Origin of the sequence: Aeromonas sp. FDAARGOS 1407 (assembly GCF_019048725.1) — a bacterium.
GTDB classification, from domain to species: Bacteria; Pseudomonadota; Gammaproteobacteria; order Enterobacterales; family Aeromonadaceae; genus Aeromonas; species Aeromonas enteropelogenes.
Genome location: NZ_CP077399.1, coordinates 272,573 through 287,953, shown reverse-complemented (window position 1 = coordinate 287,953; position 15,381 = coordinate 272,573). Strand labels below are relative to the sequence as shown.

18 protein-coding genes are annotated in these 15,381 nt (G+C 62.4%); 10 read left to right on the top strand and 8 right to left on the bottom strand.

Annotation, left to right across the window (positions count from 1 at the left end; all coding sequences use genetic code 11):
- Positions 1-98 precede the first annotated feature (98 nt).
- Positions 99-599: a thiol peroxidase gene (tpx, locus tag I6L37_RS01430; protein WP_216993095.1), complete on the top strand. Its 501-nt coding sequence runs from the start codon at positions 99-101 to the stop codon at positions 597-599.
- A 168-nt stretch (positions 600-767) separates the two neighbouring features.
- Entirely contained in the window at positions 768-1,997 is a 1,230-nt protein-coding gene (locus I6L37_RS01425) for a DEAD/DEAH box helicase (protein WP_216993094.1), read from the top strand.
- A gap of 3 nt (positions 1,998-2,000) precedes the next feature.
- On the opposite strand, the gene I6L37_RS01420 is transcribed toward I6L37_RS01425, so the two are convergent.
- The 3 genes from I6L37_RS01420 to I6L37_RS01410 form a co-directional block, all read right to left on the bottom strand.
- Complete coding sequence (locus I6L37_RS01420; protein ID WP_216994106.1) at positions 2,001-2,828, bottom strand: CPBP family intramembrane glutamic endopeptidase; 828 nt, start codon at positions 2,826-2,828, stop codon at positions 2,001-2,003.
- A 152-nt stretch (positions 2,829-2,980) separates the two neighbouring features.
- Positions 2,981-3,271, bottom strand: a complete 291-nt coding sequence (locus I6L37_RS01415) for a hypothetical protein (protein WP_026457862.1) — start codon at positions 3,269-3,271, stop codon at positions 2,981-2,983.
- A gap of 50 nt (positions 3,272-3,321) precedes the next feature.
- Positions 3,322-3,696: a YacL family protein gene (locus I6L37_RS01410; protein ID WP_026457863.1), complete on the bottom strand. Its 375-nt coding sequence runs from the start codon at positions 3,694-3,696 to the stop codon at positions 3,322-3,324.
- 197 nt (positions 3,697-3,893) lie between these two features.
- Between I6L37_RS01410 and I6L37_RS01405 the strand changes: the two genes are divergently transcribed.
- The 7 genes from I6L37_RS01405 (at position 3,894) to I6L37_RS01375 (ending at position 11,292) form a co-directional block, all read left to right on the top strand.
- Positions 3,894-5,009, top strand: coding sequence for a sugar diacid recognition domain-containing protein (locus I6L37_RS01405; protein ID WP_026457864.1), 1,116 nt, complete (start codon positions 3,894-3,896; stop codon positions 5,007-5,009).
- 119 nt (positions 5,010-5,128) lie between these two features.
- On the top strand, positions 5,129-6,391 hold the full coding sequence (locus I6L37_RS01400) for a GntP family permease (protein ID WP_042026662.1): 1,263 nt from the start codon (positions 5,129-5,131) through the stop codon (positions 6,389-6,391).
- Between the two features lie 9 nt (positions 6,392-6,400).
- A complete protein-coding gene (locus I6L37_RS01395) occupies positions 6,401-7,534 on the top strand; it encodes a glycerate kinase (protein WP_216993093.1) in 1,134 nt (377 codons plus the stop codon).
- Positions 7,535-7,747: 213 nt separating this feature from the next.
- A complete protein-coding gene (locus tag I6L37_RS01390) occupies positions 7,748-8,311 on the top strand; it encodes an NnrU family protein (protein WP_042026659.1) in 564 nt (187 codons plus the stop codon).
- Between the two features lie 46 nt (positions 8,312-8,357).
- The gene (locus I6L37_RS01385) at positions 8,358-8,894 is read left to right on the top strand and encodes a glutathione peroxidase (RefSeq protein ID WP_216994105.1); all 537 of its coding nucleotides are present in this window, start codon (positions 8,358-8,360) and stop codon (positions 8,892-8,894) included.
- An 83-nt stretch (positions 8,895-8,977) separates the two neighbouring features.
- Complete coding sequence (locus tag I6L37_RS01380) at positions 8,978-9,913, top strand: LysR family transcriptional regulator (RefSeq protein WP_026457679.1); 936 nt, start codon at positions 8,978-8,980, stop codon at positions 9,911-9,913.
- Positions 9,914-10,095: 182 nt separating this feature from the next.
- Positions 10,096-11,292, top strand: coding sequence for a NupC/NupG family nucleoside CNT transporter (locus I6L37_RS01375; protein WP_026457680.1), 1,197 nt, complete (start codon positions 10,096-10,098; stop codon positions 11,290-11,292).
- Between the two features lie 105 nt (positions 11,293-11,397).
- Here the strand turns inward: I6L37_RS01375 and I6L37_RS01370 are convergent, their stop codons facing one another.
- Genes I6L37_RS01370 through I6L37_RS01350 form a run of 5 tightly spaced genes read right to left on the bottom strand, consistent with a single transcriptional unit; the run spans position 11,398 to position 14,292 of the window.
- Positions 11,398-11,817, bottom strand: a complete 420-nt coding sequence (locus I6L37_RS01370) for a DUF4426 domain-containing protein (protein WP_026457681.1) — start codon at positions 11,815-11,817, stop codon at positions 11,398-11,400.
- Positions 11,818-11,853: 36 nt separating this feature from the next.
- A complete protein-coding gene (yggU, locus tag I6L37_RS01365) occupies positions 11,854-12,147 on the bottom strand; it encodes a DUF167 family protein YggU (protein WP_042026655.1) in 294 nt (97 codons plus the stop codon).
- Positions 12,147-12,698, bottom strand: coding sequence for a YggT family protein (locus I6L37_RS01360; protein WP_216993092.1), 552 nt, complete (start codon positions 12,696-12,698; stop codon positions 12,147-12,149). The genes yggU and I6L37_RS01360 overlap by 1 nt, the downstream gene beginning before the upstream one ends.
- Before the next feature lie 11 nt (positions 12,699-12,709).
- A complete protein-coding gene (gene proC, locus I6L37_RS01355) occupies positions 12,710-13,534 on the bottom strand; it encodes a pyrroline-5-carboxylate reductase (RefSeq protein ID WP_216993091.1) in 825 nt (274 codons plus the stop codon).
- A gap of 56 nt (positions 13,535-13,590) precedes the next feature.
- Complete coding sequence (locus tag I6L37_RS01350) at positions 13,591-14,292, bottom strand: YggS family pyridoxal phosphate-dependent enzyme (RefSeq protein WP_216993090.1); 702 nt, start codon at positions 14,290-14,292, stop codon at positions 13,591-13,593.
- Positions 14,293-14,331: 39 nt separating this feature from the next.
- Between I6L37_RS01350 and tapT the strand changes: the two genes are divergently transcribed.
- Positions 14,332-15,366: a type IVa pilus ATPase TapT gene (gene tapT / locus I6L37_RS01345; RefSeq protein WP_026457847.1), complete on the top strand. Its 1,035-nt coding sequence runs from the start codon at positions 14,332-14,334 to the stop codon at positions 15,364-15,366.
- The last annotated feature ends 15 nt before the right edge of the window (positions 15,367-15,381 follow it).

The following is a 15,381-nucleotide window of genomic DNA, read 5'->3' as shown; positions in this document are numbered from 1 at the left end:
AGTTCCCGATATCCCTGATGTTGGCGGGTGTTTGTCGGGCCCTCGCCCGCCTATACTGGCGATCCGGATAGTTACAACACCCATAAAGGACATAACACATGAGCCGTTCAGTCACTCTGCAAGGCAACCCCGTCTCCGTCGCCGGTCACTTCCCGGTTGCCGGTGAGCAGGCCAAGCCCTTCTCCCTGGTGGCCAAGGATCTCTCCGATGTGACCCTGGCGAACTTCGCCGGTCAGCGCAAGATCCTGAACATCTTCCCGAGCGTTGACACCCCGACCTGTGCCACCTCGGTACGCAAGTTCAACGAGCAGGCCAGCGCCCTGGACAATACCGTGGTGCTCTGCATCTCCGCCGATCTGCCGTTCGCCCAGTCCCGCTTCTGCGGCGCCGAAGGGTTGGACAAGGTGGTAACCCTCTCCACCCTGCGTGGTGCCGCCTTTATGGAAGATTACGGCGTGGCCTTCTCCTCCGGCCCGCTGGTGGGGCTGACTGCCCGCGCCATCGTGGTGCTGGATGCGAACAACAAGGTGCTGCACAGCGAGCTGGTGGCCGAAGTCGCCGACGAGCCGAACTACGCTGCCGCCCTGGCCGCCCTGTAATTCAGCGTTCGTTCTGATGGCCCGACGGCCAGCCCTGTCTGCCGACAGGGCTGGCCGTTATTTTTATGGTCGGCTGCGGCGCCAGGGCGCCTGCACGGCGACCTTTCTTTTACTTCTCCCTTTGCGCTGGCTAGACTTCGCCTCCCACTTCTTCAACGACGTAGCGCCATGACTTTTCGCGAACTTGCCCTTCATCCTGCTCTGCTGGCCGCCCTGCCTGAACAGCTGCACACCCCGACCCGCATTCAGCAACTGACCATTCCGGCGGCGCTGGCGGGACGGGATCTGCTGGCGCTGGCCCGTACCGGCAGCGGCAAGACCCTGGCGTTCGGTCTGCCGCTGTTGCAGCGGCTGGACCCAGCCGCCCGCCAGGTGCAGGGGTTGGTGCTGGTGCCGACTCGCGAGCTGGCCGCCCAGGTGAACGTTGCGCTGGCAGGGGTTGCCGGGGCGCTGGGCGTGCGCATGGTGACTCTGTGCGGCGGGGTGGCGCAGGAGCTGCAACAGAACGAACTGACAGCAGGGCCACAACTGCTGGTGGCGACGCCGGGGCGGCTGCGGGATCTGCTTAACCAGCAGCTGTTGGCGCTCGACGAGCTACGCAGCCTGGTGCTGGACGAGGCGGATCGCCTGCTGGAGATGGGTTTTTGGCCCGATATCCGGATGATCCTGGGGTTGACTCCTGCCACCCGCCAGACCCTGCTCTTCTCTGCCACCCTGCCTGCCGAGCTGGACGGGCTGGCCAGCGGCCTGCTGACGGATCCGCTGCGAGTCGAGGCGGATCCGCTCAACAGCGTGGCGAGCGATATCGAGGAGCGGCTCTATCTGGTCAACAAGAGCAGCAAGGTACCGGCGCTCATCAAGCTGCTCGGGGAGGAGGCGTGGCCTCAGGTGCTGGTGTTTATCAGCGCGCGGGACGATGCGGACGGGGTTGCCCGCAAGCTTGCCAAGGCGGGCATCGCGGTGGCTGCCCTCCATGGCGAGAAGGAGCAGGCGCAGCGAGAACAGGCGCTGGCAGATTTCAAGGCAGGCAAGGTTCGGGTGCTGGTGGCCACCGATCTGATGGCGCGCGGCATCCATGTGGAGGCTCTGCCCGTGGTGATCAACCTGGATCTGCCCGCCAGCACCCCCGTCTATGTGCATCGCATCGGCCGCACCGCCCGGGCCGGGCGCAGCGGTCTGGCCATCTCGCTCACCTGCCACGGCGAGGCCGAAACCCTGGCCGCGATCCGAACCCTCACCGGGCGCGAGCTGCCACTGGCCGAGCTCGGCGATTTCCCGGTGACCGACAAGCCCGCGAGCGGCGAGGGCAAGCGGGCACCGCGGGACAAGCAGGCCAATCGCCGTACCCAGGCCAAGCGCAGCATCAAGCAGTTCAGGGGCAAGCCCCCGCGCGGCTGAGGTTCAGCGGGCCAGCGGGTAGGTAAACAGGGCCAGGTGGGCGAAGTTCAGTAGAAAGTGGACGACGATGGCGACGCTCAGACGCCCGCTGAAATGGAACGCCAGCCCGTAACAGGCCCCCGCCAGGGCGGCAAACAGTACCAGCAGTGGGCCACCGGCCAGGTGCGCCGCCCCGAACAGCAGGCTGGCCACCAGAATGCCCAGCCAGAGCCGGCCGCGCCGGGCGATCTCCTGCTGGATCACGCCGCGAAACAGCGCCTCTTCCGCTACGCAGGTGAACAGCAGATTGTTGAAGGCAAACAGCCACCACCAGTGAGGCAGTCCCACCTCGGGCCTCAGCGCTCCCAGCTGCCAGGCGCAGATCAGCAGCGCCGCCAGCGGCAACAGCAGCAGGGCGAGCGCGCGCCAGCGGATAGTGCCGCCCGGACCCAGCAAACCGGGCCAGGCCAGCAGCAGGCCAAAGAAGACCAGCGGCTTGTCCAGATTGAGATACATGTTGAATGGCACGCTGTCCGGCCCGGCCAGCACCTGATCCAGCACCTTGAGATTGTGAAAGCCTGGGATGAGGTGCAGCATCAGGGCGATGGCCCACAACAGCACCAGCCCTTGTGCACCACTTCGCCAGGGGGTGGGCAGAGTCGGGGTGTGCCAGGCCAGCAGCAATCCTGCCAGGCTTGCCAGCAGGGCGACGGGGGTGATGCGTTCCAGCCAGAGCGCCAGCAGCAGGGAGATGCCGAGCAGGATCAGGCCGGGCAAGCGTTGGCGGGCGAGACAGAGCAGCACGGCCAGCGCCAGCGCAGCCCAGATGAGGGAATCGGGTAGGGGCAAAATTGAATCTCCTTGGCAGCGGAAGGCCACACCTTAACAACGGTGGATCCCGTGACACAAGGCTCAATAAGTTGGTCGGATCCCCACCCGTCACGGCCGCGCCAACATAAAAAAAGCCGGAGCATGGGCTCCGGCTTTTGGCATTCAGGGACGTATCAACGGCCGGATTCGGCGATCACGCGGGCGATGATGTCGGCACGAGCGTTGGCGTCCAGCTCGCCCAGGGCGATGAGGCCGGCCTTGAAGATCACGTTCTTCGGCAGGCTCACGTCATCCAGGGTGGTGATGGCTTCGACGTGCAGACCGTTCAGGCGGCTGGCATCGCGCGGGCTCAGGTTGACCTGGGTGTTGAGCACCTGTTTGCCCTTCTTCTTGGGCTGGGCGGGTTTCTTCGGTTGATCCAGCTCGTCTTCCGGCAGTTCGTCATCAAAATCGTAAATAGACATAGTCAATCCTGTTGGTTAGGCAGAGGGCATGCTTGCCCGAAATAGGGTGATCAGCCCATATCCTCGTTGCGGATAAAGGCGCGCCAGGAGACCAGCACCTGGGCAAAATCTTCCAGCCCGCACATGGCCAGCTGTTCATCATCGTAGTAGGCGAGATCGTCGAGATCCTCGTCCAGCTCGATATTGAGGGCGTTGGCTTTCACCTCGGCCTCTTCGTGGGTCAGCAGCAGGGAGTAGTCGCCGCCAAGCAGCCGGTACTCGGTGCGGGTGCGGTTGGAGAGCTGATCGATGATGGCAAACAGTTCGTCAATCTTCTCTTCATCCTTGCCCACTTCGTCGATCAGCCACTGACCGATGGCCTCGTGGCCCATGGAGAACCGGGCGCGATAGCCACCGAACGGATCGCGGCGAAATTCATAATCCATAGCAGAGTCCATATCTCGGAGGGATGGGCCGGCCCGGGCAGAGGTGAAAGCACCAAATTCCTGCTCCATGGCGGGGCACACATCGGGTAAAGTGGCCTATTCTAGCGATCCCCCTCTCGCTTGTCTTGATGATGTGGCATCTTTGCCTTCCCGCTGCGGGTTGGAGGGCCACCCGTCGTCCCTTGTCCGGAGATGTTATGCAGCTAAATGACACACTCGCGCAGCAGATTGTCAGTCGGGCGATGAAGATCCTGTCGTTCTCGGTCAACGTGATGGATGAACACGGACTCATCATTGCCTCCGGTAATCCGGAGCGGCTCCATCAGCGTCACGAGGGGGCCGTGCTGGCGCTGGCCGAGAACCGGGTGGTGGAGATCAGCGAAGCCACCGCCCGCGAGTTGAAAGGGGTGCGCCCCGGCATCAACCTGCCCATCGCCTATCAGGGGGAGCTGCTGGGGGTCATCGGCATCTCTGGCGATCCGGACATCGTTCGTGCTTACGCCGAGTTGGTGCGGATGACCGCCGAACTCATTCTGGAGCAGGCGGCGCTCACCGAGCAGCTGCAGTGGGACAAGCGCCACAAGGAGGAGCTGGTGCTGCAGCTGATCCGGGGGGAGGGCAAGGTCGACCAGCTGCTGCAGGCGGCCCGCTTCCTCGGACTGGATCTGGCCCAGCCCAGAGTGGTAGCGGTACTGGCGCTGGAGGAGGCGGATCCGGCCCGCTTGCGGGAGCTGGTCCATCAGCTGGAACATCCGGAGCGGGACAATCTGGTGGCCATCCATGGGCTGGACGAGATAGTAGTGCTCAAACCGGCCCAGATCGTGGACGAGGTGTGGCAGTCGGAGCAGGAGCGGGGTCGCATCAAGCAGCTGCTGGCGCGCATTCCCCACTTCAAGGTGCGCATCGCGGTGGGTGATTACTTCGCCGGGATTGACGGGCTGGCACGCTCCTACCAGACGGCGCGGGATACCTTGCGCCGCGGCATGCGCCAGGCCCCCCGCAAGCAGGTCTACTTCTTCGAGGATTATCGCTTGCCGGTGCTGCTCGGCAGTCTGGCGGACTCCTGGCAGGCGGATCAGCTGCGTGCCCCCCTGCAGAAGCTGGCGCGAGAGGATGCAAAGGGAACGCTACTGAAAACCCTGCGCCAATATTTCTTGCAGGATTGTGATCTTCATCGCTGTGCCGAAATCCTGTTCATCCACCCCAATACGCTGCGCTATCGCATTGGCCGGATAGAGCAGATAACTGGCTTGAATTTCAACAAGTTAGACGACAAGTTTCTGCTCTATCTCGGGCTCAATCTCGATAACTGATTTGTTTGATGTGACAAATAGATCCTTTTCCAATAGCTAATATTTGTCTTTTTGAACAAAGCTTTCCGGTTTCGGATCACCATAATGGCCACCATTCACTCACATGCAAGGTGTCCGTCATGATCCCGGTTACAGCCCTTGGCGCCATCGCGGCGCTCTCCATCGCCATCTTTCTCATCCTGAAGAAGGTTCCTCCCGCCTACGGCATGATCGTCGGCGCCCTGGCCGGTGGCCTGATCGGTGGCGCCGATCTGAGCCAGACCGTCGCTCTGATGATCGGCGGCGCCCAGGGGATCACCACCGCCGTGATGCGGATCCTGGCGGCAGGTGTGCTGGCGGGCGTGCTGATCGAATCGGGAGCGGCCACCACCATCGCCGAAACCATCGTCAAGAAGCTCGGTGAAACCCGCGCCCTGCTGGCGCTGGCGCTGGCCACCATGATCCTGACCGCGGTTGGCGTCTTCGTGGACGTGGCGGTCATCACGGTCGCCCCGATTGCCCTGGCCATCGCCCGTCGTGCCGACCTCTCCAAGGCGGCCATCCTGCTGGCGATGATCGGTGGTGGCAAGGCGGGCAACGTCATGTCCCCCAACCCCAACGCCATCGCGGCGGCCGATGCCTTCCATCTGCCCCTCACCTCCGTCATGGCTGCCGGCATCATCCCGGGCCTGTTCGGTCTGGTGATGGCCTACTGGCTCGCCAAGCGTTTGAACAACAAGGGTAGCAAGGTTGCCGCCGATGAAGTGGTGAGCTTTGACGGAGTCAAGTTGCCCGGTTTTGCCGCCGCCATCAGCGCCCCTCTGGTTGCCATCCTGCTGCTGGCCCTGCGCCCGGTGGCCGGTATCGTGGTGGATCCGCTGATTGCCCTGCCCCTCGGTGGCCTGGTCGGCGCCCTGATGATGGGCAAGTTCACCAAGGTGAACCAGTTTGCGGTCTCGGGTCTGGCCCGCATGGCTCCGGTGGCCATCATGCTGCTGGGTACAGGTACCCTGGCTGGCATCATCGCCAACTCCGGCCTGAAGGATGTGCTGATCAGCGGCCTGACTGCCTCCGGTCTGCCCTCCTACCTGCTGGCCCCCATCTCCGGTGCCCTGATGTCGCTGGCAACCGCCTCGACTACTGCCGGTACCGTGGTGGCCTCCAACGTCTTCAGCTCCACCCTGCTTGAACTGGGTGTCAGCGGTCTGGCAGGCGCCGCCATGATCCACGCCGGTGCCACCGTGTTTGACCACATGCCGCACGGCTCCTTCTTCCATGCGACCGGTGGCAGCGTCCACATGGGGGTGAGCGAGCGTCTCAAGCTGATCCCTTACGAAACTGCCGTCGGTCTGACCATTGCTACCGTCTCCACCCTGATGTTTGGCGTGTTTGGCCTCGCCTAAGGAATTGATATGAAAATTGTGATCGCCCCCGATTCATTCAAGGAGAGCCTGAGCGCCATGGCGGTGGCCGATGCCATCGAGGCGGGTTTCAAGCAGGTGCTGCCAGAGGCCACCTACGTCAAATTGCCGATGGCCGATGGCGGCGAGGGCACGGTGCAATCCCTGGTGGATGCCACCGGGGGCCGCATCCTGCCGGTCGAGGTGACTGCACCGCTCGGCAACCGGGTGCAGGGTTTCCTCGGCCTGCTGGGGGACGGCAAGCGCGCCGTCATCGAGATGGCGGCCGCCTCCGGCCTGCATCTGGTGGAACCGGAGCGGCGCAATCCGCTGCTGACCTCGAGCTTCGGTACCGGCGAGCTGATCCTGGCCGCGCTGGAGATGGGGGTGAGCCACCTCATCCTCGGCATCGGTGGCAGCGCTACCAATGACGGTGGTGCCGGCATGATCCAGGCGCTCGGCGGCAAGCTCTTGAAAGCGGATGGCACCCCCATCGCCCTGGGGGGCGCCGGTCTGAAGGATCTGGCCAGCATCGACTTGAGCACGCTGGACTCGCGTCTGGCCGGGCTGACCATAGAGGTGGCCTGCGACGTGAACAACCCGCTGTGCGGATCCAAGGGTGCCTCCGCCGTGTTTGGTCCGCAGAAGGGGGCCACGCCGGCGATGGTGGCGCAGCTGGATGCCAACCTCTCCCACTATGCCGACTGCATCGAGCAGGCCCTCGGCAAGCAGGTGAAGGAGATCCCGGGGGCGGGCGCCGCCGGTGGCATGGGGGCCGCGCTGGTGGGCCTGCTCGGCGCCGAGCTCAAGCCCGGCATCCAGATCGTCATCGAGGCGCTCAAGCTGGCCGACGCGGTAGCCGATGCGGATCTCGTCATCACCGGCGAGGGACGGATCGACAGCCAGACCATCCACGGCAAAACTCCCATCGGGGTGGCCCGTTGCGCCAAGCAGTTCGGCAAGCCGGTGATCGGGATCTCCGGTTGTCTCACCGACGACTGTGGTGTGGTGCATGAGCACGGGCTGGACGCAGTGTTTGCCGTGGTCAATCGCGCCATGTCCCTGCCGGAAGCCCTGGCGACCGCCAGCATCAATCTCGAGCTGACCGCTCGCAACGTGGCGGCCCTCTACCGGTTGCCGCGCTGATACTCCCGGGCCGATGCGCATGCATCGGCCCGACCTCGCCCCGTCAGGACGCCGCTCTCGGCTATCGAGATCATCGGGCGCCCTTGGCACCTCTTGGCCGATCCCCTGCGATCGGCATTTTTTATGGCGGTTCGTGGCGGGATGGCGCGGTTTTGATAGGCGCTCCCGCCCCTTTGCGGCATAGTTGTTCACAACAACGACAAGGAGAGAGCCATGATCCTGCTGACCCTGGGGGTGGCGCTGTTCACCCTCATCCATCTCTATCCCTGTTACGGCGCGGAGCACCGGCACCATCTGCGCGAGCGGCTGGGGGAGAACCGCTACAAGGGGCTCTTCTCCCTGCTGGTGTTTATCGCCATCGCCTTCATCATCGCCGGGTGGCGCATGGCCAGCCCCTTGCCCCTCTATTTTCTGCCCGCCTGGGGGCCGCTGGCCATGATGGGGATGATGCCCATCGCCCTGATCCTGTTTTTCTCCGGTCAGGGACAAAACCATTTCCGGCGTTGGCTGGTGCATCCCCAACTGCTGGGCACCCTGATCTGGGCGCTGGCCCACCTGCTGGTCAACAGCGAGGCCCGCTCCCTGGTGCTGTTTGGCGGCATCGGCCTGTGGGCCCTGGTCAGCATCGTCTGGATTTCATGGCGTGACTGGCAACAAGCGCCCCGTCCCGCCGCCAACTGGAAGGCGACCGGGATCAGCACGGGTGCCGGGCTGGTGGCGACGGCCCTGCTAATCTTCTGGGGACACGGCTGGCTGACCGGTATTGCGCTTCGCTGAGGGTGAACCGGGATGAATGTCAGACAACCCCCAAGGAGGTGCGATGATGAAATGGAGTATTTTGTTGCTGTTGATGGTGAGCGGGATGGCTTCCGCCACCTGCCCCGATTATTTCAACGTGGAGATGCGGGAGCTTAATAGCACCCAACGCCACAACCTCTGCCAGTTGACCGAAGGCAAGGTGGTGCTGGTGGTCAACACCGCCTCTTACTGTGGCTATAGCGGCCAGTTTCGCGATCTGGAGAAGCTCTACCAGAACTACAAGGACAAGGGGCTGATTATTCTGGGGTTCCCCTCCAACGATTTCAGGCAGGAGGATGCCAGCGAGGGCAGGACTGCCGAGGTGTGCCGCCGCGACTATGGCGTTACTTTCCCCATGTTCAACCGGGTCGCGGTGCGGGGCTCCGATGCGGTGCCCCTGTATCGGGGGCTGACCGAGGCGGCCGACGGGGATGCGCCGAACTGGAATTTTCACAAGTATCTGCTGGGGCGCGACGGCAAGCTCATTGGCAGTTATGGCGCCAACCAGAATCCAGCCAGGGATCCCCTCAGGCGTCAGCTGGTGCAGGCGCTGGGGAACTGAGCCTACCCCTTGGCGGGCGGCTCTGGAATAATGGGCTCCTGCCTCCTCCAACTGGTTATCCCGTGCTGCAACGTCTTCCGCAAATGGTGATCTTCGATGCGCTGGTGCGCGAGCAGGGTATCTCTGCCGCCGCCCGGCGCCTTGGCGTCTCCAAATCCCATATCAGCAAGCAGCTGGCGCTGCTGGAAACCGCTCTCGGTGCCCAGCTGGTGCAGCGCACCACCCGTCGTTTCGCCCTGACCGAACTGGGTCAGGAGTATGCCCGCCATTGCCACGCCCTGGTGGCGGTCGGGCAGGAGGCGGAGTCGATGATCGCCGAGCGGCGCGGCAAGGTGAGCGGGGTGCTCCACCTCGGCGTCGGTCAGTCGTTCGGCCGGCTGCACGTCATCCCCCATCTGAAGGCGTTTCAGGATCGCTACCCTGAGCTGGAGCTGGAGGTTTCCCTGTTTGACCACAGAACCAATCTGGTGGATGAGGGGCTGGATCTCTGGATCACCACCTATGAGGACAAACCGGAGGGGCTGGTGGGCCAGCGCCTGACCGATATCGGCTTCGTGCTGGCGGCATCACCGGATTATCTCTTGAGTCACGGCACGCCGCTGCACCCCAGGGATCTGGCCCAGCACAACTGCATCACCTATCAGAGCCGTGAGCGGCGCTATCACCAGTGGTCGTTCCGTCAGGGCAAGGAACGCCAGACGGTGCAGGTGGCAGGCAACTATCGGGTCGATATGGCGGAGGCGGTGCGGGACGCGGCGCTGGCCGGGCTCGGCATCGCCTATATCGCCAACTACTTGCTGGACAAAGAGTTGCAGTCCGGCCAGCTGATCCCCCTGTTGCCCGAATGGCGGCCGAACCAGCAGATGGCGGTCCACGCGGTTTATGCCAGACGCGAGCACCTGGATCCCAAGATCCGCCTCTTCATCGATTTCCTCAAGGAGTGCTTCGGCCAGCAACCCTATTGGGAGCAGCGGCTGGCCCCCTGGCTCGGGGGCAAATTGTCCGGCACAGAGGAATAATCGTTTCCATATAAAAACACTGGCTTTCTCGTGATACTAAAATCGAGCCAAATCAGCCAGTTGCCGCAACCGGTATCGTGAAAACGTTTTTTCTAACAGAGCTGTAACCAAGCGGACTTGCAGTGGCGGGGTTGTGGGCGCAGAATCCGCGGCCATCTTTTTTGCCACCTGATGGAGTCCCTATGATTGCCCTGCTCGGCATCCTGAGTATTCTGGCCCTGGCCGTGCTCTGCTCTGATAATCGCCGCCGTATCCCATTGCGAACAGTGGGCCTCGCCCTCGCCCTGCAAGTCATGTTTGCCGCCCTGGTGCTCTGGTTGCCTGCCGGCCAGCATGTGCTGAACGGGGTCAGCGAGAGTGTCAGCAGTGTGATCAACTATGGCCAGGAAGGGATCGCCTTCGTGTTTGGCGATCTGGCCAGATTCAAGCTGGGCTTTATCTTCGCCTTCAACGTGCTGCCGATCATCATCTTCTTCTCCGCGGTGATCGCCATCCTCTACCACATCGGCGTGATGCCGCGTGTCATTGGCCTGCTGGGCGGCGTGCTGCAAAAGCTGCTGGGTACCGGCCGCGCCGAGAGCCTCTCCGCCACCGCCAACATCTTCGTCGGCATGGTGGAAGCGCCGCTGGTGGTCAAACCCTATCTCTCCAAGATGTCCGACTCCCAGTTCTTCGCGGTGATGAGCTGCGGCCTCGCCTCCGTGGCTGGCGGCACCCTGGTGGGCTACGCCAGCATCGGGGTTGAGCTGAAATACCTGATCGCAGCCGCCTTCATGTCCGCGCCTGCAGGTCTGGCCATGGCCAAGATCCTGGTGCCGCCTGCGGCCGATGAGCAGGATCACCATCAGGATGTCGAACTGCCCCGCGCCACCAACGTCATCGAGGCGGCGGCCGACGGTGCCATGGGCGGCCTCAATATCGCGGTCGCAGTCGGTGCCACCCTGCTGGCCTTCGTCGGTGTCATCGCCATGCTCAACGGTCTGCTGGGCTGGGCCGGTGATCTGGTGGGGCTGGATCTGAGCTTCCAGATCATCCTGGGCTGGTTGTTTGCCCCCGTCTCCTGGCTGATCGGTGTGCCCTGGGATCAGGCCCAGGCAGCTGGCGCCCTGATCGGCACCAAGATCGTGGTCAACGAGTTCGTCGCCTTCATCGCCCTGGTCCAGGATCAAAGCCTGAGCGAGTCGAGCAAGGCCATCGTTACCTTCGCCCTGTGCGGTTTCGCCAACATCTCCTCCATGGCGATCCTGATCGGTGGTCTGGGCTCCATGGTGCCGGAGCGCAAGGCCTTCATCGCCCGTTACGGCATGCGAGCCATCATGTCCGGTGTGCTGGCCAACCTGATGAGTGCCTCCCTGGCCGGCCTGTTCCTCTCCCTGTAAGAGCAGGTTTCAATACGGGTATCAGCAGGGGCGCCACCAGGCGCCCCTGTTTTTATCCGGCGAAAAAAAGCCCCGGCCATGGCCGGGGCTTTTTGTGCGCTCGTATCAGTCGACGTAGAAGGTCTGCTGGAAACTGAGGGTCTGTTGCTGCCCTGCGCCCATGATCTTCAGGGTGAACTGGTAGGTATCTTCGTTGCGGTAGGGGAGGGTCGCCAGATAGTAGATGGCGTTACCCTCCTTCACTTCCTGAAAGCTCAGGGTGCGGATGGTGCCGGTGAGGTTTTTCGCCTCACCCGTGATGCCTACCGCCTGGGCTTTCCCCTGTTTGTCCAGTACCGAAATGTTGATGATGCCGTTGTAGCGGCTGCGCTCCAGCCCGTAGGTTTTCGCCACCTCGGGAGTGAGGAAGCTGGAGTTGAAGGCGCTGTAGTGCACCTGCCAGGGGCCCAGCTCCTTCATCTGTTCTGCCTTGAGTGGCAGTGTCATCAGCAGTGCCAGCAGGCAGCTTATCCAGGCTGTTTTCATGGTGTCGTCCCTCTCGTGTTCACTGTTGGCTCAAGTTCAAGTATCCAGCAAGGCGCTCACTTCCGGTGGCAATTGTTTGGGGGAATCGATGGCCACCGTCTTGTGGCGACCCAGTTCCCCCCGCACTATGTTCACCTGCCCCTTGGCCACCCTGAACTGCTTGGCCAGAAACTTGATCAAATGACTGTTGGCCTGGCCATCCACCGGCGGTGCCGTGATGGCCACTTTCAACTCTTCTCCGTGCAGCCCGACGATCTGATCCCGACTCGCCTTGGGCTGGATCACCAGATGCAGTACCAGTTCATCCCCTTGTTGCTGGACGGCTGGCATCAAATCATCCACCACAGCTGACCGAACAGGTCACCCAGCAGGTAGTTGATGGCCTGCAGCCCGATGAAGGCGACCAGCACGGAGAGATCCAGCCCGCCCAGGGCCGGCAGCACGCGGCGGATGGGGGCCAGGAAGGGTTCGGTCAGCTGGTGCATCACGTATTCGATGGGGTTGCGACCCTGGCTGACCCAGCTCAGGATGGCACGGATCAGCAGGATCCAGAAGATCATCGAACCCGCCTTCTTCAGCATGGTCAGGGCGGCAAACAGGCTGATGCTGAGCCAGTCGGCCAGCAGCACGTTCATGCTTTTGAGCAGGGCCAGCTTGAGGAAGGCCACCGCCAGCGCTAGCAGCACGGAGGCCATATCGATGCCGCCAAAGCCCGGAATGATGCGACGCAGCGGCACCACCAGCGGGTTGGTCAGCTTGACCACCATCTGGCTCATGGGGTTGTAGAAGTCGGCGCGGGCCCACTGCAGCCAGACCCGCAGCAGCACCACCATCAGGTAGAGATCGAAAACGGTATTAATCAGAAAGTAAGCGGTGTTCATCTGGGCTCCTGTTAGAAAAGGGTTTCCATTTCGGCGGCGCGGGCAACGGCTGCCTGCATGGCTTGAGCAGTCAGCGGCATCAGCCCCTGCTGCTGGAATGTCTTGATGGCTTCGGCCGTAGTGCCGCCCTTGCTGGTCACCTGTTCACGCAGGGTGGCGAGCGCGAGTGTTGGATTTTGTTCCACCATGGCGGCCGCGCCAAGGGCGGTCTGCTGCACCAGCAGACGGGCCTGCTCAGGGCGAAAGCCCATGGCTTCGGCCTCTTCGGCGATGGCCTGCATGAACAGGAAGAAGTAGGCGGGAGCGCTGCCAGCGGCGGCGATGACGCCATTGATACCGGACTCCTGCTCGACCCAGAGGGTCTTGCCGACGGCCTGCATCATCTGTTCGGCAAAGTCGCGATCCTCCTGGTCAACCGTGTCGGGGGCGTAGAGGCCCGTCATGCCGAGCCCCAGCAGGGCAGGGGTGTTGGGCATGGTGCGGATGATGCGTGCATGGCCACCGGCCATCTCGCCAAGGCGCGCCACCTTGATGCCGGCGGCGATGGAGATAAGCAGCTTGCCGGACAAAGATCCCAGCTCACCGACCAGCGCCCCCAGCATATCGGCCATCAGCTGCGGCTTGACCGCCAGCACTATGATCTCGGCATGGCGGGCGGCGTCGGCGTTGTTCTGGGTGACATGGATGCCGTAGTCGCTGGTCAGGGCCTCCAGCTTGGGTAGGCTAGGGTTGGCGGCGGTGATCTTCTCTGCCGGATAACCCGCCTTGACCAGACCGGCAATGATACTGCGGCTCATGTTGCCTGCGCCGATGAAGGCGATGGTTTTATGCTGCATCAAACGCTCCTGTTGATGGGATGGTTGCAAGAGGGGACGCTGCGGCCCCCTCATGCTTATGAGTAGTCACGTGCGCCGAAGATGGCGGTGCCGACCCGCACCATGGTGCTGCCGTGGGCGATCGCCAGCTCGAGATCTTCCGTCATCCCCATCGAGAGGGTGTCGACGCTCGGGTATTGTCGCGCAAGCTCGGTGAACAGAGCCTGCATGCGAGTCATCTGGGCGGCCAGCACGGCCTCGTCACTGGTGTGCTCCGGGATGGCCATCAGGCCTCTGAGCACCAGTCGTTCGCATTGGGCAACCCGTTCGGCCAGCTGGAAAATCTCTTGTTCAGACGTTCCGAATTTGCTGCTCTCTCCGCTAATATTGATTTGCAGACAAACATTTAGCGGTGCCATCGTGGCCGGGCGCTGATTGTTAAGACGCTCGATCAGCTTGTCCCTGTCGACACTTTGTACCCAGTCGAACCGTTCGGCCACCAGCCTGGATTTGTTTGATTGCAAAGGACCGATAAAGTGCCACTCTATGTCGGCATAGCCCTCTTGCTGGCGCAGGGTATCGATCTTGGCCGCTGCTTCCTGGGCGTAGGACTCACCAAAACGGCGTTGACCCGCGGCATGAGCCGCCATGATCGCCTCAATGGGTTTGGTCTTGCTGACGGCAAGCAGGGGAATGCTTTCTACATTGCGGCCTGCCCGCCCGGCGGCCTGGGCAATGCGCTCCTTTACCTGAAGCAGGTGCTGGGCAATCTGGTTCATATTTCGTAAGTGATCTTGTGATGGGAGAATGACAAATCTATGGATATCACAGAGTTATTGGCTTTCAGTGTAAAGCATAAAGCCTCGGATCTACACCTGTCGGCCGGGGTTCCCCCGATGATCAGGGTTGACGGGGAGGTTCGCAAGATCAATTTGCCCGCCCTGGAGCACAGGGAAGTTCACGCCCTCATCTATGACATCATGAACGACCACCAGCGCAAGGAGCTGGAGGAAAATTTCGAGGTCGACTTCTCGTTCGAGGTGCCCAATCTGGCGCGTTTCCGGGTCAACGCCTTCCAGCAGGCGCGTGGATCCGGCGCCGTGTTTCGTACCATCCCCAGTACGGTACTGAGCCTTGAGGATCTTGATGCCCCCGAGATATTTCGCAAGATTGCCGAATTCCCACGGGGTCTGGTGCTGGTGACGGGCCCGACCGGCTCGGGCAAATCCACCACTCTGGCGGCCATGGTCAACTACATCAACGAGAACTTTCATCACCACATCCTCACCATCGAGGATCCCATCGAATTCGTGCACGAGAACAAGCGCTGTCTGGTCAACCAGCGGGAAGTGCACCGCGATACCAAGAGTTTCAGCGCCGCCCTGCGTTCGGCCCTGCGTGAAGACCCGGACATCATTCTGGTGGGCGAGATGCGGGACCTCGAGACCATCCGACTCGCCATGACCGCGGCCGAGACCGGTCACCTGGTGTTCGGCACCTTGCACACCTCGTCGGCGGCCAAGACTATAGACCGTATCATCGACGTCTTCCCCGGCGCGGAGAAGGACATGGTGCGCTCCATGCTGTCCGAATCCTTGCGGGCTGTCATTTCCCAGACCCTGCTCAAGCGGATCGGCGGCGGCCGGGTGGCGGCCCACGAGATCATGATGGGCATTCCGGCGGTGCGAAACCTCATTCGGGAAGACAAGATCGCTCAGCTCTACTCGGTGATCCAGACCGGGATGACCCACGGCATGCAGACCATGGATCAGAGCCTCAAACAGCTGGTCAGCCGGGGTGTGGTGGCGTCCCTCGATGCCAAGGCCAAGGCCGTCGATCCCAACAGCGTATAACAACAACGAATCCAG